Source organism: Zoogloea sp. 1C4 (assembly GCF_009469605.1).
Classification (GTDB): Bacteria; Pseudomonadota; Gammaproteobacteria; order Burkholderiales; family Rhodocyclaceae; genus Zoogloea; species Zoogloea oryzae.
The window spans coordinates 95,428-116,601 of sequence record NZ_SSXU01000006.1 but is presented as its reverse complement, the minus strand read 5'-3'; the positions used below and the strand labels follow the sequence as shown (position 1 = coordinate 116,601).

Annotated in this window: 15 protein-coding genes; 11 read left to right on the top strand and 4 right to left on the bottom strand. The window is 67.7% G+C overall.

Annotated features, from left to right (window positions below; genetic code table 11):
• Window positions 1-4: 4 nt before the first annotated feature.
• Both GH681_RS09465 and GH681_RS09460 read left to right on the top strand, forming a co-directional pair.
• The gene (locus tag GH681_RS09465) at window positions 5-1,807 is read left to right on the top strand and encodes an ATP-binding protein (protein ID WP_153161229.1); all 1,803 of its coding nucleotides are present in this window, start codon (window positions 5-7) and stop codon (window positions 1,805-1,807) included.
• Entirely contained in the window at window positions 1,804-3,126 is a 1,323-nt protein-coding gene (locus GH681_RS09460; RefSeq protein ID WP_153161228.1) for an HD domain-containing phosphohydrolase, read from the top strand. The genes GH681_RS09465 and GH681_RS09460 overlap by 4 nt, the downstream gene beginning before the upstream one ends.
• Before the next feature lie 12 nt (window positions 3,127-3,138).
• Here GH681_RS09460 and GH681_RS09455 read toward each other — a convergent pair whose 3' ends face one another.
• Genes GH681_RS09455 through GH681_RS09440 form a run of 4 tightly spaced genes read right to left on the bottom strand, consistent with a single transcriptional unit; the run spans window position 3,139 to window position 10,628 of the window.
• Complete coding sequence (locus GH681_RS09455; RefSeq protein ID WP_153161227.1) at window positions 3,139-5,286, bottom strand: bifunctional diguanylate cyclase/phosphodiesterase; 2,148 nt, start codon at window positions 5,284-5,286, stop codon at window positions 3,139-3,141.
• Window positions 5,283-8,036: a response regulator gene (locus GH681_RS09450; protein ID WP_153161226.1), complete on the bottom strand. Its 2,754-nt coding sequence runs from the start codon at window positions 8,034-8,036 to the stop codon at window positions 5,283-5,285. The genes GH681_RS09455 and GH681_RS09450 overlap by 4 nt, the downstream gene beginning before the upstream one ends.
• Window positions 8,036-8,593, bottom strand: a complete 558-nt coding sequence (locus GH681_RS09445) for a YfiR family protein (protein ID WP_194271191.1) — start codon at window positions 8,591-8,593, stop codon at window positions 8,036-8,038. Before GH681_RS09445 ends, GH681_RS09450 begins: the two co-directional genes overlap by 1 nt.
• 10 nt (window positions 8,594-8,603) lie before the next feature.
• A complete protein-coding gene (locus GH681_RS09440; RefSeq protein WP_194271190.1) occupies window positions 8,604-10,628 on the bottom strand; it encodes a TonB-dependent siderophore receptor in 2,025 nt (674 codons plus the stop codon).
• 261 nt (window positions 10,629-10,889) lie between these two features.
• Between GH681_RS09440 and GH681_RS09435 the strand changes: the two genes are divergently transcribed.
• The 9 genes from GH681_RS09435 (at window position 10,890) to proB (ending at window position 21,038) form a co-directional block, all read left to right on the top strand.
• Window positions 10,890-12,611, top strand: coding sequence for a glutamine--tRNA ligase/YqeY domain fusion protein (locus GH681_RS09435; protein ID WP_153161223.1), 1,722 nt, complete (start codon window positions 10,890-10,892; stop codon window positions 12,609-12,611).
• A gap of 268 nt (window positions 12,612-12,879) precedes the next feature.
• Entirely contained in the window at window positions 12,880-15,321 is a 2,442-nt protein-coding gene (locus GH681_RS09430; protein ID WP_153161222.1) for an EAL domain-containing protein, read from the top strand.
• A gap of 1 nt (window position 15,322) precedes the next feature.
• Window positions 15,323-16,567 (top strand): hypothetical protein, encoded by a 1,245-nt coding sequence (locus GH681_RS23940; RefSeq protein WP_153161221.1) that lies wholly within the window; start codon window positions 15,323-15,325, stop codon window positions 16,565-16,567.
• Window positions 16,568-16,589: 22 nt separating this feature from the next.
• On the top strand, window positions 16,590-17,006 hold the full coding sequence (locus GH681_RS09420) for a hypothetical protein (protein WP_228111850.1): 417 nt from the start codon (window positions 16,590-16,592) through the stop codon (window positions 17,004-17,006).
• A gap of 152 nt (window positions 17,007-17,158) precedes the next feature.
• Window positions 17,159-18,019, top strand: a complete 861-nt coding sequence (locus GH681_RS09415; RefSeq protein WP_153161219.1) for a nuclear transport factor 2 family protein — start codon at window positions 17,159-17,161, stop codon at window positions 18,017-18,019.
• A gap of 84 nt (window positions 18,020-18,103) precedes the next feature.
• Window positions 18,104-18,415 carry a 50S ribosomal protein L21 gene (gene rplU / locus GH681_RS09410; RefSeq protein WP_153161218.1) on the top strand — a complete coding sequence of 104 codons (312 nt, stop codon included), beginning with the start codon at window positions 18,104-18,106 and terminating at the stop codon, window positions 18,413-18,415.
• A 12-nt stretch (window positions 18,416-18,427) separates the two neighbouring features.
• On the top strand, window positions 18,428-18,691 hold the full coding sequence (gene rpmA, locus GH681_RS09405; protein WP_153161217.1) for a 50S ribosomal protein L27: 264 nt from the start codon (window positions 18,428-18,430) through the stop codon (window positions 18,689-18,691).
• 87 nt (window positions 18,692-18,778) lie between these two features.
• On the top strand, window positions 18,779-19,939 hold the full coding sequence (gene obgE / locus GH681_RS09400) for a GTPase ObgE (protein ID WP_153161216.1): 1,161 nt from the start codon (window positions 18,779-18,781) through the stop codon (window positions 19,937-19,939).
• Window positions 19,920-21,038: a glutamate 5-kinase gene (proB, locus tag GH681_RS09395; RefSeq protein WP_153161215.1), complete on the top strand. Its 1,119-nt coding sequence runs from the start codon at window positions 19,920-19,922 to the stop codon at window positions 21,036-21,038. Before obgE ends, proB begins: the two co-directional genes overlap by 20 nt.
• The last annotated feature ends 136 nt before the right edge of the window (window positions 21,039-21,174 follow it).

Here is a 21,174-nt window from a genome sequence, read left to right as displayed (position 1 = left end):
ACCGATGAGCGCGCCCACCTACCCCCTCCAGGCCAGCCTGTTCCCCCTCGCCGAATGCGTGGCGACAGCCCTTGCCCTGCACCGGGGCGGCACCATCCTGTTCGCCAATCAGGCCTTCACCCGGCTCACCGGCTACGAAGAGGCCGAACTCGCCCGGATGCCCTTCTCGCGGCTGTTCCCGGCAGGCGTCCGGGACTGCGTCTGCGAGCTGGCGCGGAGCGCCATCAAGGACGCCCCGCCGAACCGCCACGAAACCGGCATCGTCACCCGCACCGGCGAGACGCGCTGGGTCGAGCTGTCCATCGCCCGCACCGACATCGACGGCCAATGCACGGCCGTGTGCAGCCTGGTGGACATCACCGACCGCAAGCTCGCCGAAGCCGCCCAGAAGCAGGCCAAGCAGCGGCTCGCCCAGATCATCGACGGCGACCCGGTGCCCACCCTGGTGATCGACGCCAGCCACGTGGTCACCCACTGGAACCGCGCCTGCGAGCAGATCCTCGGGCAGCCCGCCGCGGCGATGGTCGGCACCCGCCGCCAGTGGGAAGCCTTCTACGACAGCGAACGCCCGATCCTCGCCGACCTCATCGTGTCGGGCACCGTGGACGAGATCATCGGGTTGTACGGCACCAAGAACCTGCGCCGCTCCCAGGTCATCACCGGCGCCTACGAGGCCGAGGACTTCTTCCCCCGCGTGGGCGGCTCCGGGCGCTGGCTGTACTTCACCGCGGCCCCGCTCCACAACGCCGAAGGCACCATGATCGGCGCCATCGAAACCCTGCAGGACATCACCGAACGCAAGAACGCCGAAAACGCCCTGCTGCAGATGCGCGCCGACCTGGAAGCCACCGTCGTCCAGCGCACCCGCGACCTGCAGGACGCCAAGGCCACCCTCGAGGAGGACATCGCCCGCCGCGAGATGGCCGAGACCGAGCTCCTCAAGCGCTATGTCGAACTCACCGATCTCAACTGCCGGCTCCACGACACCCAGCAGCAGCTTGTCCAGTCCGAAAAGATGGCCTCCATCGGCCAGCTCGCCGCCGGCGTCGCCCACGAGATCAACAACCCCATCGGCTACGTCAATTCCAACCTGCACAGCCTGAAGACCTACGTCGGCCAGCTGCTGGAGGTGCTCGACACCTACGAAGCCCACCGAGGCGCCCTGCCGCCCGCCGACGCCGACGCCATCGAAACCGTGAAGCGCGCGGTGGATTTCACCTACCTGCGCGACGACATCGGCGAGCTCATCAGCGAATCTGCCGAAGGCACCGCCCGGGTCCGCAAGATCGTCCAGGACCTGCGCGATTTCTCGCGCACCGACGCCAGCCAGGACTGGCAGCCAGCCGACATCCACCAGGGCCTCGACAGCACCCTCAACATCGCCAGCAACGAGATCAAGTACAAGGCTGAAGTGGTGCGCGAATACGGCACGCTGCCCGTGGTGGAGTGCCTGCCCTCCCAGCTCAATCAGGTGTTCATGAACCTCTTCGTGAACGCCGCCCAGGCCATGCCGGACAACCGGCGCGGCACGATCCACGTCCGTACCGGCCAAGACGGCGACACGGTGTGGATCGAGATCGCCGACGACGGCAGCGGCATCCCGCCGGATGTCCTCGACCGCATCTTCGACCCCTTCTTCACCACCAAGCCCGTGGGCAAGGGCACCGGCCTCGGCCTGTCACTCTCCTACGGCATCGTGCAGAAGCACCACGGCCACATCACCGCCAGCAGCTCGCCGGAAACCGGCACCTGCTTCCGTATCACCCTGCCCGTCCATCACATGGCCGTACCGGGAGTATCCCCATGACCCTTGCCACCGCCCCCGCCACGCCCGACCGGAGCGCGGCGCCCGCCCCCGCCTTCTCGATCCTGTGCGTAGATGACGAAGCCAACATCCTGTCGGCCCTGCGCCGGCTGTTCCGCCCCCACGGCTACACCGTGCATGTGGCCAACAGCGGCGCGGAAGGCCTCGAGCTGCTCGACCGCGAGCACGTGGATCTGATCATCTCCGACATGCGCATGCCGGTGATGGACGGCGCCGCCTTCCTGGCCGAAGCCCGCAAGCGCCACCCGGACACCGTGCGCCTGCTGCTCACCGGCTACGCCGACATGGAATCGACCGTCGCGGCCATCAACAGCGGCCAGATCACCCGTTACATCTCCAAGCCCTGGAACGACCAGGACGTGCTGCTCACCGTCCGCGAGGCCCTCGAACGCCAGGCCCTGACCCGCGAGAAGGCCCGCCTCGAAGCCCTCACCCAGAAGCAGAATGACGAGCTGAAATCGCTCAACGCCAGCCTCGAGCAAAAGGTCGAAGCCCGCACCGCCGAACTCAAGAGCGCCCATGAGAAGCTCAAGCAGAACTTCCTCACCTCGATCCGCGTGTTCTCGAATCTCATCGAGCTGCGCGAAGGCAGCAACGCCGGCCACGCCAAGCGGGTCGCCGATCTGGCGCGCAAGGTCGCCGTCCGCCTGAATTTTGCACCGGCCGAAGTCCAGGACGTGATGCTGGCCGGCCTGCTCCACGACATCGGCAAGATCGGCCTGCCCGACGATCTGCTCGCCAAACCGGTCTCCCACATGACCGGCGACGAGCTCGGGGTGATGCGCAAGCACCCGATCACCGGCCAGGCCGCCCTGATGGGCCTCGAGAACATGCGCGGCGCCGCCACCCTGATCCGCAGCCACCACGAACGCTGGGACGGCCAGGGCTACCCGGATCACCTCTCAGGGCTGGCGATCCCGTACGGCGCACGGGTGATCGCGGTGGTGAACGACTACGACGACATGCAGAGCGGCACCCTCTCGCCGCGCAAGCTCAAGCCCGCCGAGGCGATCGCCCTGATCCAGCAGAACCGCGGCAAGCGCTACTGCCCGCAGGTGGTGGATGCCTTCCTCGACGTGATCGGCTCCAGCACCGAGAACATGCCGCCGCCGATGAACGAAGTCACCGCCGCATCGCTGCGGCCGGGCATGGTGCTGGCGCGGGATCTGGTGACCCGCGACGGGGTGATGCTGCTGGCGGCGGATTTCGTGCTCGACGAGAACCTGATCCGCCAGCTGCGCGAACTGGAAGCCTCGGAAGGCGTGCGCCTCAAGATCGCCATCCAGCCCGAACGGCGCTGAGGCGCCGCCCGCTCAGTCCTCGGCCGGCGCCGGGATCTCCGGCAGGGTCACGCTGGCACAGGCGAGGGACTGGGCCAGCGCCCGGATCGACATGGGCCGGGCGAACAGATAACCCTGGATCAGGTTGCAGCCCTGCTGGCGCAGGGCCCCCAGCTGGGCGGCCGTCTCGACGCCCTCGGCCACCACCTCCAGCCCCAGGCTGTGGGCCAGCCCGATCACCGCCTTGACGATCGCCACGCCCTGGCCGTCGTCCAGCTCGCCCACGAAGGAGCGATCGATCTTGAGGGTGTTCACCGCCAGCCGGCGCAGGTAGGCCAGCGACGAATAACCCGTGCCGAAATCATCCACCGCCACCCGGATGCCCATCTCCCGCAGCTGGGCGAGGATCACCGTGGCGTAGTCGAGATCGCGCATCAGCACCGTCTCGGTCAGCTCGAACTCGATCCTTGAGGCCGGCACGCCGGCCCCGTCGAGCACCGCCCGCACGGTGGGGATGAGCTGCGCGTCCATGAAGTTCACGCCCGACAGGTTGATGCTGATCCGGAAATCCGGCGGCAGCGCCGAACCCAGCTCGGCGATGTCGTTGCACACCCGCTCCATCACCGCGCGGGTGAGGGGCACGATCATCCCGGTCTCCTCGGCCAGGGAGATGAACTCCGGCGGTGGCACCGAACCCCGCGCCAGATGCGGCCAGCGGACCAGCGCCTCGGCCTTCACGATGGCCTTGCGCGCCACATCCACGATGGGCTGGTAGAGCACCTGCAGCTCCTCTTCGCCGATGGCCCGACGCAGGTCGCCCTCCAGCGTGAAACGCAGGAAGGCCGCCACCTTCATCTCTTCCGAGAACAGCGCCACCGATTCGCGGGTGACCCGCTTGGCCCGGTTGAGCGCCGTCTCGGCGGCCTTCAGGATCGCCTCGGCCTCGGTGGCGTGGTCGGGCATCACCGCCACGCCCACCCGGGCCGACAGGGTGATGTCCTGCCCCGGCACGCGGATCGGCGCCTGCACCACCTGGAGCAGCTCGTGGGCGGTGGCCAGCACCTCGTCCACCGAACCCGCATCGCTCACCAGGATGCCGAACTCGTCGGCCGCCAGGCGGGCCACCTTGAGCCGCGGCAGCCCGCCGCCACCCGCCGGCTCGGCAGGCGTGCGGTCGCCCATGCGTTCGCGCAGGCGATGACCGATCACCTGCAGCACCTGGTCGCCCCGCTCGGGGCCCAGGCTGTCGTTGATCCGCGCGAAGCGGTCGATATCCACCACCATCACCGCGCAGCGGCTGTCGTTGCGCAGGCAGCGGGCGGCGGCGGAGAGCAGGCTCTCCCGGAAGAACTCGCGGTTCGGCAGGCCGGTGAGCGGATCGAAATAGGCCAGCTGGCGGATGCGCCGCTGGGCCTCGACCTGCTCGGTGATGTCCTGCACGCTGCCCTCCATGAGGATGGACTGGGGATCGCCGGCTTCGTCGGTGCGCTCCGCCGTCTCGAGGAGGGTGCGCACGCTGCCGTCGGGCCATACGACGCGGTAGGTCAGCTGGTAGCCCACGCCCTTGCGCGCGCCGGCCAGGGCCGCGCCGACCATCTGCCGGTCGGGGCCATAGACGTGGTTCACCAGCGATTCCATGCCGTCGCCGAAGGTTTCGACCTGCTGGCCGAACAGCCGGTAATACTGGGCCGAACGCTGCACCTCGTCGGCGGGCACGTACCACTCCCAGCTCCCCAGACGGGCGATGCGCTGGGCGCTGGAGAGGCTCTCCTTGTTGCGCACGAGCTCCTTCAGCAGCTGGGCCGAGCGCAGCACGTAGCGGATGCGGAAACGCAGCAGCGTCCAGTTGATCGGCTTGGAGATGAAGTCGGTGGCGCCCGCGTCGAAGGCCTGCTCCACCGATTCGCTGTCGTCGAGGCCGGTGAGCATGATGATCGGCACCAGCTCGCCGGCCGGGGTGGCGCGCACGCGGCGGCACACCTCGAAGCCCGTGAGGCCCGGCATCATCACGTCGAGGAGGACCAGATCCGGGTGCAATGCCTCGAAGGCCGCCAGCGCCCGCACGCCGTCTTCGGCCTCGGAGGTGGCAAAGCCGCCTTCGCGGAGGGCCTCGGTGGCCATCATGCGGGTCAGGGGGTCGTCGTCCACGACCAGGATGTGGGGATTGGGTGTCGCCGTCATGGGTTGATCGGGCCTTCCACCCGGGTAATCTCGTCCAGGCTCGCAAGCCCTTCCTCCACCAGGCGCCGCTTGCAGGCGTCCCAGGCGTCGGTGAGCCGTGCGGCGTCGGTGGCGTCGGGCTGCACGCCAGCCTTCGTCCGTTCATCCAGGGCCCGGGCGCGCACGCCCAGCTGCACCGCCCCCATCGCCAGGCAGGCGGATTTCATCTTGTGGGCGAGGCGCTGCACGGCGGCGGTGTCGCCGGCCGCAGCGCCATCGACGATACCACCCACGTTGCGGTCGGTTTCGCTGATGAACAGCGTCAGGATGCGCTTGAGCATCGGCGCGTCCCGCCGTCCATTGACGCCGGGCAGGCCCATCAGCATGTTCATGTCGAGCACCGGCTCGGCGTTCGGGCTGGCTGCAGGGGCCGCGGGGGCCGCCGGAGCGGGCGGGGGATCGGGCGGCAGGGTTGCCCGCAGCCAGCGGCTCAGCACCACCCACAGCTGTTCGCCGGAAACCGGCTTCACCACGTAGTCGTCCATGCCCGCCGCGAGGCAGGCGTCGCGGTCTTCGCGCAGGGCGTTGGCGGTCAGGGCGATGATGGGCATCCGCGGCAGGCCGCGGGCCTTTTCGTCGACGCGGATCGCCTGAGTGGCCTGACGGCCGTCCATCTCGGGCATCTGGATGTCCATCAGCACCAGATCGAAGCGCTGCCGGCGGCAGGCTTCCACCGCGTCGCGCCCATCCACCGCCACCGACACCCGGCAGCCGAGGGATTGGAGCACCGCCACCGCCACCTCGCGGTTGACCGGGTGATCCTCGACCACCAGCAGGTGCGCGGCCAGCTTGTGGCCGACCGGCGGCGCCACATCGGCCGGCCTGGCGCCCGCCAGCCCCTGGCGGATCTCGTTGCTGGTGACGGGCCGGCTGAGGATGATCTCGGCGCCGATGTCGCGCATCGCGGCGACTTCTTCGCGGCCGATGCCGACGATCGCCGCGAGGGCCGGGCGCCCGGCCCGGTAGCGCAGATCTGCGAGCAGCTGCCGCCCGCTGCCGCCGTCGAAGCTGGCATCGACGATCAGCCAGTCGTAGCCGGTGCCGATGGCCAGCATTTCATCCACCGCAGGCCGGTCATAGGCCAGCTCGGAACGTGCGCCGGCAAAGGCGAGCTGCTCCAACACTGCGTCGCGCAGGTGGGAGTCGCCCACCGCCACCAGGGCCGCGCGGCCGACCAGCGGGCGCTCCTGCGTCTCGCCGGCCACGTCGCGGGTCAGTTCGAATTCCACCCAGAAGCACGAGCCGCAGCCCGGTTCGGTGACGTAGCCGATCTCGCCGGACATCAGTTCCACCAGCTGACGGGCGATGGCCAGCCCCAGCCCGGTGCCGCCAAAGCGCCGGGCCATCGAGTTGTCGGCCTGGGAGAAGGACTGGAACAGGCGCGCGCCGGCTTCCCGCGGCACGCCGATGCCGGTGTCGCGCACTTCGATGCGCAGGCGCAGGGCGCCATCACGCTCGCAGGGCACGGGCAGCACGGCGATGGAGATGCTGCCCTTCTCGGTGAACTTCTGGGCGTTGGAGACCAGGTTGTTGAGCACCTGGCGCACACGCAGGGCGTCGCCCACGGCCCGGTCAGGCACGCACCGGTCCACGTGCAGGCCAAGCTGCAGGCCACGGGCGTAGGCCGAGGTGGCAAACAGGGTCGCCACCTGATCGAGGGTGTCCCGCAGGGAGAATGGCAGGGCTTCCAGTTCGAGCCGTCCTGCTTCGATCTTGGATACGTCGAGCACGTCGTTGATGATTTCCATGAGGGCGCGCGCAGAGTCGTCCAGCATATCAACAAAGCGCCCCTGACGCTCACCGAGTGAGGTCTGGCGGAGCAGGCCGATCATGCCCATCACGCCGTTCATCGGCGTTCGGATCTCGTGGCTCATGTTGGCGAGGAACTGGGTCTTGGCGCGGCTGGCGGCCTCGGCCTGTTCCATCATCGTCCGCAGCTCGGCGGTGCGCGCCGCCACTTCGGAGGCGAGGCGTTCCCGGTGGAGGGTCAGCTCCCGGTCGCGGTTGGCGATCTCGGCCAGCATGCCGTTGAAGCCGGTGATCAGCTCGCCCACCTCGTCGGCGTAGCCGGCCGGTGCGCGCAGGTCGTAGCGCTTGCCGGCGCTCACCGCCCGCACCACGTCGGCGAGCTTCTGCAGCGGCTCGACGATCATCCCCTGCATGCGCCGGGAGAACAGGCTGGCGGCGATCAGCGCCATCACCAGCCCGAGGAGCGCCAGGCCCAGCCACAGCACCAGCCGCCCAACGATGGAGCGCAGGTCGAATTCGAGGATCAGCCGGCCGAGGGTCTCGCCATCGCTCTCGAGGGGCTTGGTGACGACCAGGCTGAGGGTGTGCCAGTTGAGCGCGCCCGCGGCCGGGTTGTCGCGCAGGCTGGCCAGGTGCTCCGCATCGGCGTGCAGCCCCAGAGGGTAATCGGCGAACACGCTGCCATCCGGGCGCAGCACCACCGCAGCAGCCACCCGCTCGTGGTGACGCAGGGCGCCGAGCAGGGACACCGCCACCTTGGCGTCGTCAAAGCGCAGGGGCGAGATGGCGTTGTCGGCGACGATCTCGGAGAGCATCCGGCCGTCCTCGTCGGCCCGGCGCAGCTCGCTGTTCACTTCGGTCAGGAAGATCGTCAGCAGCGCCACGCCGAGGGCGATCAGCACGCTCAGCCGGGCAACGATGCCGAGCTTGCGTCCGATGGGCAGATCCTTGAGCTGCGCCATCAGGGAGCCCTCAGGCCGAACACGAAGCGGCCGTGACGGAGCAGCTGCGAACTGGCCCGCAGGCCCTCCCGCTGCACCGACGTGAGGTTGATGTCGAAGCGCACCCGGCGCTCGTCCACCACCAGCCCGATCCCGCCGCCGGCCTCGGCAAAGCCGTCGATGTCGCTGACGGTGAGCACGCTGCGCCCGGCCAGGCCGCGCAGCAGCAGGCCGACGCGCCGCTCTTCCGAATCGGTGATGAAGACGAGGTGACAGTCCGAGGCCATCTCGACGCCATCGACGACACGCGGCTTCACTTCATGCCCATTGACCTGCCGCCCCTCGAGGCCGGACAGCGCCTCGCCGAAGGGGTCGCGGCCGAGCACGCACAGCCGCAGCGGCGCGCCGGCCGGCAGGCGTTGGGCGGGCCATTCCACGTAGCGCGCAAAATTGAGCAGGTAGGCAGCCTTGATCTGGTACTCGCCCGGCTGCATCGCCCACGCGGGGGCGACGCCGAGGCAGGCAGCCGCGACGCAGAGTATTTTGAGGGCCCGATGGGCCATGAGACGGCGGATCACCCCTGTCCCCTCAGAACCGCCAGACACCCTGGACATAGGCCTGCCGGCTCAGGTAGGCCGGCTGGGTCGGGAGGAAGTTCGACATGTATTCGAGGTGCTGTTTGTCGAACAGGTTGATGCCCATGACCGTCAGCTCGAACCCCGGCCCCGGACGCCAGCCGTAACGCACATCGAAGCTCGTGTGGGCCGGCACGTTGCCGTGGGTGATGGCGCCGGTGCGCCGGACCATCAGGTCAAGCTCGTGCCCCCGCGCAAGGCCGATCACCCCGTGCAGGGTGCCCCAGTATCGCGGAGAGGCCTCTTCAAGCTCGGCCCCCGCCGCATCGGTGACCGGGTCGCTGCTGCGGGCGCCCTTGAGGTTGACGGCCGTGTAGCTCGCCTGGAAACGGAAGCGGTCGTTCACCGGCAAGTCCAGCCCCAGTTCGACGCCCGTCGATCGGGCCTTGCCGACGTTGCCCCGGAAAATGTTCTGGACCGGAATGAAGTAAGGCGGGATCGGCAGCGGGATGCCCGGCAGGATCAGCCCGTTCGGATCGAGATAGCCGGCAATCAGGCGGCGGTAGTCATGGTGGAACAACACCGCCTCGAAGCTGCCGTTGCGCAGGGTGCGACGATAGCCCAGTTCCAGCGCATCGACCCGTTCGGCACGGGGGCTCCAGCCCTGCCCCGGCGTGGAGCGGACGAACACGATCGGCAACATCGGATTGCCGGTGGGCTTTGCGCCAAAGAGGATCGACGCACCGATCTCGCCCACCGAAGGCGTGCGGGTGGCCCGCGACCAGTTCGCCCACACGCTGTCGGATTCGGTCGGCGTCCACATCAGGCGAGCGGTGGGCTGGGGCTCGAAGTGGGACAGGGTCGAGTGCTCGAGGCGGGCGCCTAGGGTCGCCTTCCAGGTGCGCGGCTGAAGGGTGATCTCGTCCTGCACGAAGGCGCTCATCACCTGGAGGCTGCGCTCCGGCGGCGAGATGGTCAGGATGGGCGTGGCGGCATCGATGTCGGTCTTCACATAGCGACCGCCGGCGCCCCACATCAACTCGTGCCGCCCGACCGGCGCGAGGCGGTGCTGGAAATCCAGGTCGAAGGTGCTGATGCCGCCGCGGCCAGACTCGCCGACAGATGCGTTCAGGTTGTCAAAGTAGGTCTGGACCGATGCCTCACCACCGAGCAGACCCCAGCTGTAGCGGCCGAGCAGGCTCGACCCCTCAAACTCGAGACTCAGGGGATACAGCCCGGCTGACCCGTCAAGCCCCGTCGTCACGAGGCTTTCGGACGTGGTGCGACGGAAGCTGTTGCCCTGGACCATCCAGGTGTTTCCCGCAGAGCCGGCACTGTCCATCCTGAAACCGGCCGACCAGCCCCGGTTGTGATCCACCTCCGAGCGGCCATCGGCACTGCGCGATGGCTGCATCTCGCTGCCCTTGGCATACACCCGCACAGCCCCGAGCTCCCCGATGTCGAACCCCTGGCGGACCGCCAATGCAGGATGGCCCTTATGGTCCACCCGCGCCGAAATCAGCGAGCCCCGGGTCGCGGTCGCCTTGCGCGTCACGATGTTGATCACCCCGTTGACGGCGTTCGCGCCCCACAGGGAGGCACCGGGCCCCCGCACCACCTCGATGCGCTCGATGTCTTCCATCAGCAGATCGAGGGATTCCCAGAACACACCGGAAAACAGCGGGTTGTACACGCTGCGCCCGTCGATCTGGACCAGCAGCTTGTTCGAAAAGCGCCCCTCGGCCATGCGCACGCCCACCGCCCAGCTACCGGCACCGATCTGCGCCACCGACACCCCGGGCACCTCGCGCAGGGCCTCAGGCACGCTGCGGGCGCCGCTGCGGCGGATGTCCTCGGCGGTGAGCACCGTGACCGCCGCCGGCGTCTCCGAGAGCTTCTGCGTCTTGCGCGAGACGGTCGCCACATCGAGACGGGCGAGATCCTCCAGCGCCAGGTCGGCGAGGACGGCATCGTCGGCCCAGGCAAGCTGGACACTCAGGGCAAGGGGCAAGACAAGACGGACACGATTGCAGGGCATCAATGCAGATCTCGGAAAAGGGCGGATAGAGTCAAGGCGCGCAGCCATCAAGTTCGCATTTTTAACAAAATCACACAAGCATCGCCGCCAAACAGTTGGCATTCATGTGATTTTGCCGATTTGCATGCCCATTCCCATGAACCAGATCACGCCCACCCCAAAGCTGTCGCAACCCTGCGCAAAGGCCGCCATCGGCTACAATCCCGGGATTACTCAGACCAACGGCGGACCACCGCCCGCGCCAAGCAAGGTACGACCCAGATGACCGCTCCAACCACGCCGGCCGCCGACGCCGCACCCAGCAACTTCATCCGCAACATCATTGACGAAGACCGTCGCCTCGGCAAATGGGGCGGCCGCGTCGAAACCCGCTTCCCGCCGGAGCCCAACGGCTACCTGCACTACGGCCACGCCAAGAGCATCTGCCTGAACTTCGGCCTCGCCCAGATCTACGGCGGCGCCTGTCACCTGCGCTTCGACGACACCAACCCGACGAAGGAAGACCAGGAATACGTGGACGCCATCATCGAGGCCGTCCAGTGGCTGGGCTTCGACTGGGGCGAGCACCTGTATTTCGCGTCCGATTACTTCGACAAGATGTACGCCATGGCCGAGCACCTCATCACCGTCGGCAAGGCCTACGTGGATTCGCTCTCCGCCGAGGAGATGCGCGCCTACCGCGGCACGCTGTCTGCCCCCGGCAAGGACAGCCCCTACCGCAACCGCAGCGTCACCGAGAACCTGGAGCTCTTCCAGCGCATGAAGGCCGGCGAGTTCCCCGACGGCACCCACATCCTGCGCGCCAAGATCGACATGGCCTCGCCCAACATCAACCTGCGCGACCCGGCCATCTACCGCATCCGCCACGCCACCCACCACCGCAGCGGCGACCGCTGGTGCGTGTACCCGATGTACACCTTCGCGCACCCCATCGAAGACGCGCTCGAAGACATCACCCACTCGATCTGCACCCTCGAGTTCGAAGACCAGCGCCCGTTCTACGACTGGCTCCTCGACAACCTGGCAGAAGGCGGTTTCTTCCCCCGCCCAGTGCCGCGCCAGCTCGAATTCGCCCGCCTCAACCTCACCTACGTGGTGCTCTCCAAGCGCAAGCTGATCCAACTGGTCGATGAAAACCACGTCGCCGGCTGGGACGACCCGCGCCTGCCCACCCTGGTCGGCGCCCGCCGCCGCGGCTTCACCGCCGAAGGTTTCCGCCTGTTCGCCGAGCGCATCGGCGTCTCCAAGGCCGATTCGTGGATCGACATGAGCGTGCTCGAAGACTGCATGCGCGAGCACCTCAACGAAGCCGCCGAACGCCGCGTGGCGGTGCTTGATCCCCTCAAGCTCATCATCACCAACTACCCGGCCGGCCAGAGCGAGCGCTGCCACGCCCCCAACCATCCGCTCCACGCCGAGCTCGGCAAGCGCGAGATGCCTTTCGGCCGCGAACTGTGGATCGAGCGCGAAGACTTCATGGAAACCCCGGTCAAGGGCTACCACCGCCTCTACCCGGGCAACATGGCCCGCCTGCGCTACGGCTACGTGGTCAAGTGCACCGGCTGCGAGAAGGACGCCGACGGCAACATCACCGCGGTGCTGTGCGAATACCTGCCCGACTCCAAGTCCGGCACGCCCGGTGCCGACAACTACAAGGTCAAAGGCAACCTGCACTGGGTTTCCGTCGAACACGCCTATGCCGCCGAGGTGCGCCTCTACGACCGGCTGTTCGCCCACGCCTACCCGGGCAACCGCCGCGAGGGCGACCCGGAAGATCTGGAGCGGGATTTCATCAGCGACATCAACCCGGACAGCCTGCGGGTCATCACCGCCCAGCTCGAACCCGCCCTGCGCGCCGCAAAGCCGGAAGCCCGCTTCCAGTTCGAGCGCCACGGCTACTTCGTGGCAGATCGGGTCGATTCCGTCGAGGGCGCGCCGGTCTTCAACCGCACCGTCACCCTGCGTGACGCGTGGAAGAAATAGACATGCCGTTCAGGTGGTGCCTGCCACGCAGGTGGCGGCACCACGGCCCCGTCTTTCCATCCCCGCCCCGGCATGGATCAAGCGATAATCGCAAGAATATGCAGGGGGGCGCCGGCTGTCATACGGATGCCCCCACGCCGGCTCCGCTTAAGCTTCTGTCGTTAGTGCCGATTACACCCAGACGCCCCTCATAGGCTCATCGCTTTGTAACCCGGCAACGCAAACTCCAGTCGCAAATGCCCCTCGCCTTGCACGATACCCGTCTCAGATGCTGAGCAACCTCTCGATCCGCGTTCGCCTCCTGCTGGCCAGCACCGTGGTCCAGGTCGTGATGCTCACGCTGCTGCTCACCAACAGCGGGCGTCTCATGAACGAGGCGACGACGGCGAGCCTCAACACGCTGATAGCCCAGAACGCCGCCATCCTCAACGTCGTCACCGCCACCTTCGTACCCCAGGGGCGCTACAACGATCTGCAGGACGCCCTCGGCGAACTGCTCAACGAAACCAACGAAGGCCTGATCTACGTCCGCATCGTCGACGCCACCGGCAAGACCCGCGTCCGCGCCGGCCTGCCCGACATGCAGACCCTCCCGCCCCCCGACGATGCCAGCGCGCTGGGCGTCGATGCAGGCGTCGCCCACAACCTCATCCACGTCCGCCGCCCCGTGCTGCTCGAACGCAACCAGGTCGGCTTCGTGCAGTTCGGGGTGTCCGTCGCGGCGCTCACCCTCGCCAAACGCCAGATCCTCAGCCAGGGCATCGCCATCGCCAGCGCCGAGGTGCTGCTCACCCTGCTGCTGCTCGGTGCCGTGGGCTATCTGATGACCCGCAACCTGGGTCGTCTGCTCCGCGGCAGCCAGGCCATCGCCGCCGGCCAGCTCTCCCACCGCCTGCCCGAAAAAGGCAAGGACGAACTCTCCCAGCTATGCCAGCATTTCAACCGCATGGCCAGCGCCCTGCAGTCGCGCATCCTCGAGCTCGAAGCCACGGCTCGCCAGCTCGCCAACAGTGAAGAGCGCTACGCCCTCGCCACCCGCGCCGCGAACGACGGCCTGTGGGACTGGGACATCGTGGGCGACAAGACCTACTTCGCCCCGCGCTTTGCCGAGATCCTCGGCATCCCGCCCAGCGCCGTGCTTGACGACAGCCACGCCCTCTACGCCCGCCTGCACCCGGAAGACCGCGAAGCCTTCCGCCTGCGCATGATCGCCCACCTCAAGCGCGAATCCACCCAGCTCACCATCGAGCACCGCATCCTTCACGCCGACGGCAGCTACCGCTGGATCCTCACCTGCGGCATGGCCGTCCACGATCCCCGCACTGGTCGCGCCGTGCGGATGGCTGGCTCGATCAGCGACATCCACCTGCGCAAGCGCGTCGAAGACCAGCTCCTCTACGACGCCCTCCACGACGGCCTCACCGGCCTCGCCAACCGCGCCCTGTTCGCCGAACACCTGCAGAACACCCTGCGCCACGCCGACCGGGTCACCGGCAGCCTGTTTGCGGTGCTGCACATCAACATCGAACGCTTCCACGTGGTCAACGACAGCCTCGGCTACTCCGCTGGCGACGACCTGCTGCGCCTCGTCGCCGCCCGCATCCGCGCCCTCGCCCGCCCGGGCGACGTGGTCGGCCGGGTCGGCGGCGACCAGTTCGCGGTGCTCCTCAACGACATCGCCGACGCCAGCGAAGCCATCCGTTTCTCCGAAAACCTGCAGACCCACCTCGCCGAAAGCGCCGAGCTCAACGGCCACATCCTCTATCCCAAGACGCGCATCGGCGTGGCGCTGGGCAGCGGCGGCTTCCAGAACGCCGAAGACCTCATGCGCGACGCCGACAACGCCATGCAGCGCTCCCGCCGCAGCGCCGACAACACCATCACCGTATTCCAGTCGGCCATGCACCAGCAGGTCATGCGCGATCTGCAGCTCGAATCCCAGCTCCGCGCCGCCCTGCGCGACCACCAGCTGGTCGCCCACTTCCAGCCCATCGTCGATCTCAAGACCCGCCAGGCCACCGGCTTCGAAGCCCTGGTCCGGTGGCCCCAGGCCAGCGCCCGGCGCATCGGCCCCGACGTCTTCATCCCGGTCGCCGAATCCCTCGATCTCGTCCACGAGCTCGGCATGCAGATGCTCGACCAGAGCTGTGCGCGCCTCAAGTCCTGGCGCGAGCGGGGCCTCGCCGACGAAAACCTCTCCATCAGCGTCAACCTTTCGGCCCGCCAGCTGATGCAGGTGGACCTCGCCGACCAGGTCGTCGCCTGCATCGAACGCCACGGCCTGCCGCCCAGCACCCTCAAGCTCGAAGTCACCGAAAGCACCCTCGTCACCCGCAAGGAACTCGCCATCAGCCAGCTCGGCAAGCTGCGCGCCAAGGGCCTCAAGATCCTCATCGACGACTTCGGCACCGGCTACTCGTCCCTCAGCTACCTTCACTCGATCCCCTGCGACACCATCAAGCTCGACGGCTCCTTCATCCGCGAGATCGAGCACGACACCCGCCTGCGCGCCATCGTCGGTGCCACCATCCACCTCGCCCACGAACTGGGCATGCAGGTGGTTGCCGAGTGCATCGAGACCCAGGCCCAGGCCAACATCCTCAGCGAACTCGCCTGCGACTACGGCCAGGGCTACCTCTTCGCCCCCGCCGAGCCCGAAGACCAGGCCGCCCGCTGGCTCACCACGCAACACATCCCCACCGGAGTCTAGGATGGACAGCTTCCAGAACGCTCCAGCCCTGCCACCCCGACGCCGCCGGAACCTCCGGCCGCTGCTGGCTGCCATCCTTCTCAGCCTCGCCGGCAGCGCATCCGCTGCCGACGAACCGCCGCGCTTCGCCCTGTCCGGATTCGGCACCTTCGGGCTCACCCGCAGCGACAAGGACAACTACCGCTTCCACAGCAGCAGCACCCAGCCCAGCACCATGCCGGGCCAGAACTTCGACCCCTCCACCGACAGCGTCCTCGGCGTGCAGGGCACGGCCCGCCTGTCCGACAAGTTCGACCTCACCGTCCAGGCCGTCTCGCGGCAGGCCGCCGGCTACGACTACACGCCCCACATCACCTGGGCCTACCTGCACTACCGCCCCACGCCAACCCTCTCCCTGCGGGCTGGCCGCACCACCACCCCGTTCTTCATGTTCTCCGACTCCCTGAACGTGAATTACGCCACCCCGTGGCTGCGCCCGCCGGCCGAGGTCTACAGCCTCAACCCCTTCTCCGATCTCGACGGCGTCGATGCGATCTACCGCGCACCACTGGGCCAGATGGACCTGGAGATCCAGGGCCTCGTCGGTCAGAGCGCCGTACTCACCCGCTCGGCCTCTGGCCGCCTGCGCAACGCCCGCGCCCTGCGCGTCGGCCTGGCCGGCACCGGCTTCAGCGCCCAGGCCGGCTACACCCGCACCGATCTGCACCTCAACTGGACCGACGGCTTCCACCAGGCCCTGCGCCGCCAGCTCATCGCTGCCGGCGAAGCCGATGCCGCCGACGAGCTCTCCGGCACCCACGCCAGCGCCGAGTTCTTCTCCGCCGGCTTCCAGTGGGAAAAGAACAACTGGATCACCATCGCCGAATTCGCCAAGCGCAAGGTCGACCGCTACATCTCCACCGCCCACGGCTGGTATCTCACCGTCGGCCACCGCATCGACGCCTTCACGCCCTACGTCACCTACGCCAACCAGAACCAGGACACCCCCGCCTTCTGCACGCCCGTGCCGGCCATCCACGCCCCGCTGGTCGGCATCTACAACAACTCCCGCAACACCGCCCAGCACTCCCTCGCCTTCGGCACCCGCTGGGACGTGGCCCGCCGCATCGCCCTCAAGGGCCAGATCGAACGCATCACCCCGGCGCCGCAAAGCCGCGGCCTGTTCCCCTCGGACACCCTGGCGGACTACCTCCGGCCCACCACGCCGGTCCATGTCCTGAGCCTGTCGGTGGACTTCGTCTTCTGAAGGCCACCCGACCATGTCACCCATGCGCCTGATCCGACTCCTCGCCCTCGCTGCCGCACTGCTGCCCGCGGCCGCCCAGGCCGAGATCGTCATCGTCACGAGCCAGCGCAGCGGGGCGATCGAGCTCAGCCGCGAACAGGCCGAAAAGCTCTACCTCGGACGGGCCACCACCCTCATCGATGGCACCCCGGTCAAGCTGGTCGATCTGCCCAACGGCGCGACCCGCGACGACTTCTACCTCAAGCTCACCAACAAGAACCCCGCCCAGATCGTCGCCTACCGATCCCGGCTGGTCTTCAACGGCCGGGCCACCCCGCCCATCGAAGCCGACAACGTCGGCGAAGCCCGCCAGTGGCTCGCCGAAACGCCCAACCTCATCGGCTACCTCGAACGCACCGACATCACCAGCGGAATGCGCGTCCTCCTGCGCCTGCCCTGAACCCTCACGCAACCCGCCAAGCCGGACGCGTCAGCATTTCACGGACGGGTCTGTGAACTTGCGTCAGCAAACCCCCGATGCGGAGGAATGTTGCAAACGCGATCCGGCCAGCCGCCTAAAATCCCCCGGAACCCACTTCTCGCCAGCAACACATGACCACCAGCAACACCAACCCGCAGCCCCCCTATAGCCGTCCGCGCCCGCTTTCTGCGGTGCAGACCGTCCTCTGGCTGATCGCCGGCATCGCCGGCATGTTCGCTCTCGTTTCGACGATCTTCGCCATCAAGCTCGGCCTCGAAGGCAATCTGCCGTTCTCCGATGCGCAGCAACCCGCCACCCAGGTGCCGGCCTCTGCCGCCCCCACGCCGCCGGTCACCGCCAGCAGCGCGCCGGCGATCCGCAGCGCCCAGGCCGCCGCGCCGGGCGCCACCTTCGTCTCCGGCGCCGAAAACATCCTGCCGGCCGAAGTCTCCCACCTGGCCAGGAACACCAGCGCCCTCGACACCCCGTCTGCCAGCAACGACACCCCGCCGACGCCGCCGATCCCCGCCGCACCGACGCCCGTGGCCACCGCTCCCGCCGCGCCCCCGGCACCCGCGACCACCGCACCGCTTGCCGCCAACCCGACCGTCCCGGCCGCAGCGCCCAAGCCCGCGACACCCGCCGCGCCCGCCGCCAGCGACACCATCCAGACCACCCTCCAGGCCTGGGCAAGCGCCTGGTCCGCCAAGAACGTCGACGCCTACCTCGCCCACTACGCCAGCAGCTTCAAGCCGGCCGGCGACCTCGACCGCAGCGCCTGGGCCGAGCAGCGACGCCAGCGCATCGCCCGCCCCGGCGACATCACCGTGAAGCTCGACGCCATCGACATCCGCGTCGATGGCGACAAGGCCAGCGCCCGCTTCATCCAGCATTACCGCTCCGGCAATCTCAAGCTCACCGAGCCCAAGACCATCGAGCTCGCCCGCAGCGGCAGTGCCTGGCAGATCGTTCAGGAACGCATAGGCCACTGAAGCAAAACACAAAACCGTTTGACGCAAGGGCCGGAAACCGATAAACTTCTGCGTTTCCTGAAAACCATCACTCGGAGTACATCCATGTACGCGGTCATAAAAACCGGCGGTAAGCAGTACCGTGTCACCGTCGGCGAAAAACTCAAAGTAGAACAGATACCGGCTGACGTGGACTCGCAGATCACCATCGACCAGGTCTTCATGGTCGGCGAAGGCGAGTCGGTCAAGATCGGCACCCCCGTGGTTGCCGGTGCCACCGTCACGGCCACCGTGGTTTCCCACGGCCGTCACGACAAGGTCAAGATCTTCAAGATGCGTCGTCGCAAGCACTACCAGAAGCATCAGGGCCACCGTCAGAACTACACCGAGCTTCGCATCGAAGCCATCACTGCCTAAGGAGTAACCCACATGGCACACAAAAAGGCTGGCGGCAGTTCCCGTAACGGTCGCGACTCAGAAAGCAAACGCCTTGGCGTCAAGCGCTACGGCGGTCAATTCGTCCTCGCCGGCAACATCATCGTTCGCCAGCGTGGCACCGAATACCACCCGGGCGAAAACGTCGGCATCGGCAAGGATCACACCCTGTTCGCGCTGACCGAAGGCACCGTGCAGTTCACCGTCAAGGGCGCCAACAAGCGTCGCACCGTGAGCATCGTCGCCGCCGCTGAATAAGCGCCGACAGCAGGTTGCCAAAGCCCTATCCAACGATAGGGCTTTTTTTCTTTCGGGGGCCCGAATCCCCCAACACCGGAAGCACCCATGAAATTTTTCGACGAAGCCCGAATTGAAGTCATCGCCGGGGACGGCGGGAACGGCGCCGCCACTTTCCGCCGCGAAAAATACATCCCCATGGGCGGCCCGGATGGCGGTGACGGCGGCAAGGGCGGCGACGTCTATGCCGTCGGCGACCGCAACCTCAACACCCTGATCGATTTCCGCTACAAGCGCACCTTCCTCGCCGAGCGTGGCGAGAACGGCCGTGGCGCCGACTGCTACGGCAAGGGCGGCAACGACATCGAACTGCGCATGCCCGTCGGCACCATCGTTTCGCTCCAGGAAACCGGCGAGATCATCGCCGACCTGGACCACGACGGCAAACGCGTCCTGATCGCCAAGGGCGGTCGCGGCGGCCTGGGCAACCTGCACTTCAAGACCAGCACCAACCGCGCCCCGCGCAAGAAGACCATGGGCCAGGAAGGCGAGCGCAAGAGCCTCAACCTCGAGCTCAAGGTGCTGGCCGACGTCGGCCTGCTGGGCATGCCCAACGCCGGCAAATCCACCTTCATCCGCGCGGTCTCGTCCGCCAAACCGAAGGTCGCCGACTACCCCTTCACCACCCTCGCCCCCAATCTGGGCGTGGTACGCACCTCCGAAAACCGCAGCTTCGTGATCGCCGACATCCCCGGCCTGATCGAAGGCGCGGCCGACGGTGCCGGCCTCGGCCACCAGTTCCTGCGCCACCTGCAGCGCACCCACATCCTGCTGCACATCGTCGATCTCGCCCCCTTCGACCCCGAGGCCGATCCGGTCCACGACGCCCATGCGATCGTCGAAGAGCTGCGCAAGTACGACGAAAGCCTCTACCAGAAGCGCCGCTGGCTTGTCCTCAACAAGCTCGACCTGATCCCCGACGAGGACGAACGCAAGGAACGCATCGCGGCCTTCCTCGACGCCTACGGCCCCATCGAGCGCCATTTCGAAGTCTCGGCCATCAGCCGCCAGGGCTGTCAGGAAGTCGTCTTCGCGATCCAGGATCTCCTCGACGAAGAGAAGGCTGCGGCCCAGGCCGCCGCCGACGCCGCCGCCCTCGAAGCAGCCGCAACCCCTGACTTCGAAGCAGCAGACGACGACATCCCCACCGATGACGCCGACGACGAAGATTACGAAGACGAAGACGACGATGAGAACCGCAATCCGTAACGCCCGCCGGCTGGTCGCCAAGGTCGGCAGCGCCCTCGTCACCAACAACGGCGAAGGCCTCGCCGTCGACGCCCTCGCCGACTGGGCGCGGCAGATCGCCGGCCTGCGCGCCGAAGGCCGCGAAGTGGTGCTGGTCTCCTCCGGCGCCATCGCCGCCGGCATGCAGCGCCTCGGCTGGACCAGCCGCCCGCAGGAGATGCACCAGCTCCAGGCAGCCGCCGCTGTCGGCCAGATGGGCCTCGCCCAAGCCTACGAAAGCGTCTTCGCCGCCAACGGCCTGCACACCGCCCAGATCCTGCTGACCCATGCCGACCTGGCCGACCGCACTCGCTACCTCAACGCCCGCTCGACCCTCGTCACCCTGCTCGAACTCGGCGTCATCCCGATCATCAACGAGAACGACACCGTCGTCACCGACGAGATCAAGTTCGGCGACAACGACACCCTCGGCGCCCTCGTCGCCAACCTGATCGACGCTGACGCGCTGGTCATCCTCACCGACCAGCAGGGGCTGTACACCGCCGACCCCCGCAAGGATCCGTCCGCCACACTGATCAGCGAGGAGCGCGCCGAGAACACCGCCCTGGAAGCCATGGCCGGCGGCGCCGGCTCCGGTATCAGCAAGGGCGGCATGATCACCAAGGTGCGTGCAGCCCAGCGCGCAGCGCGCAGCGGTGCACACACCTGCATCGCCAGCGGCCGCGAACCGGACGCCCTGGTGCGCGTCGCTCGGGGCGAGCAGCTCGGCACCCTGCTCTACGCCACCAGCACCCCGCTCGCTGCCCGCAAGCAGTGGCTGGCCGACCACCTGCAACTGGCCGGCAGCCTCACCCTCGACGATGGCGCAATCGAAGCCCTGAAGTCCGGCAAGAGCCTCCTGCCGATCGGCGTGATCGCCGCGGATGGCGACTTCACCCGGGGCGCGGTCGTCGCCTGCCGCAGCCGCGACGGCAGGGAGATCGCCCGTGGCCTGGTGAACTACGCAGCCAACGACACCCGCCGAATCGTCCGCCACGGCTCGGGCGAGATCGAGTCACTGCTGGGATTCATCGAAGAGCCCGAACTCATCCACCGGGACAATCTGATCCTGATCGGGTGAGATCGACTCAAGCCCCAAATGAAAAGGCCACCTCCGGGTGGCCTTTTCATTTGGGGTGACGCACTCGTCACGACAGGCAGGCAACTGTCGGCATCACGTCACATCCAGCAGCCCTCGTGAACGAAAAAACGGGCAC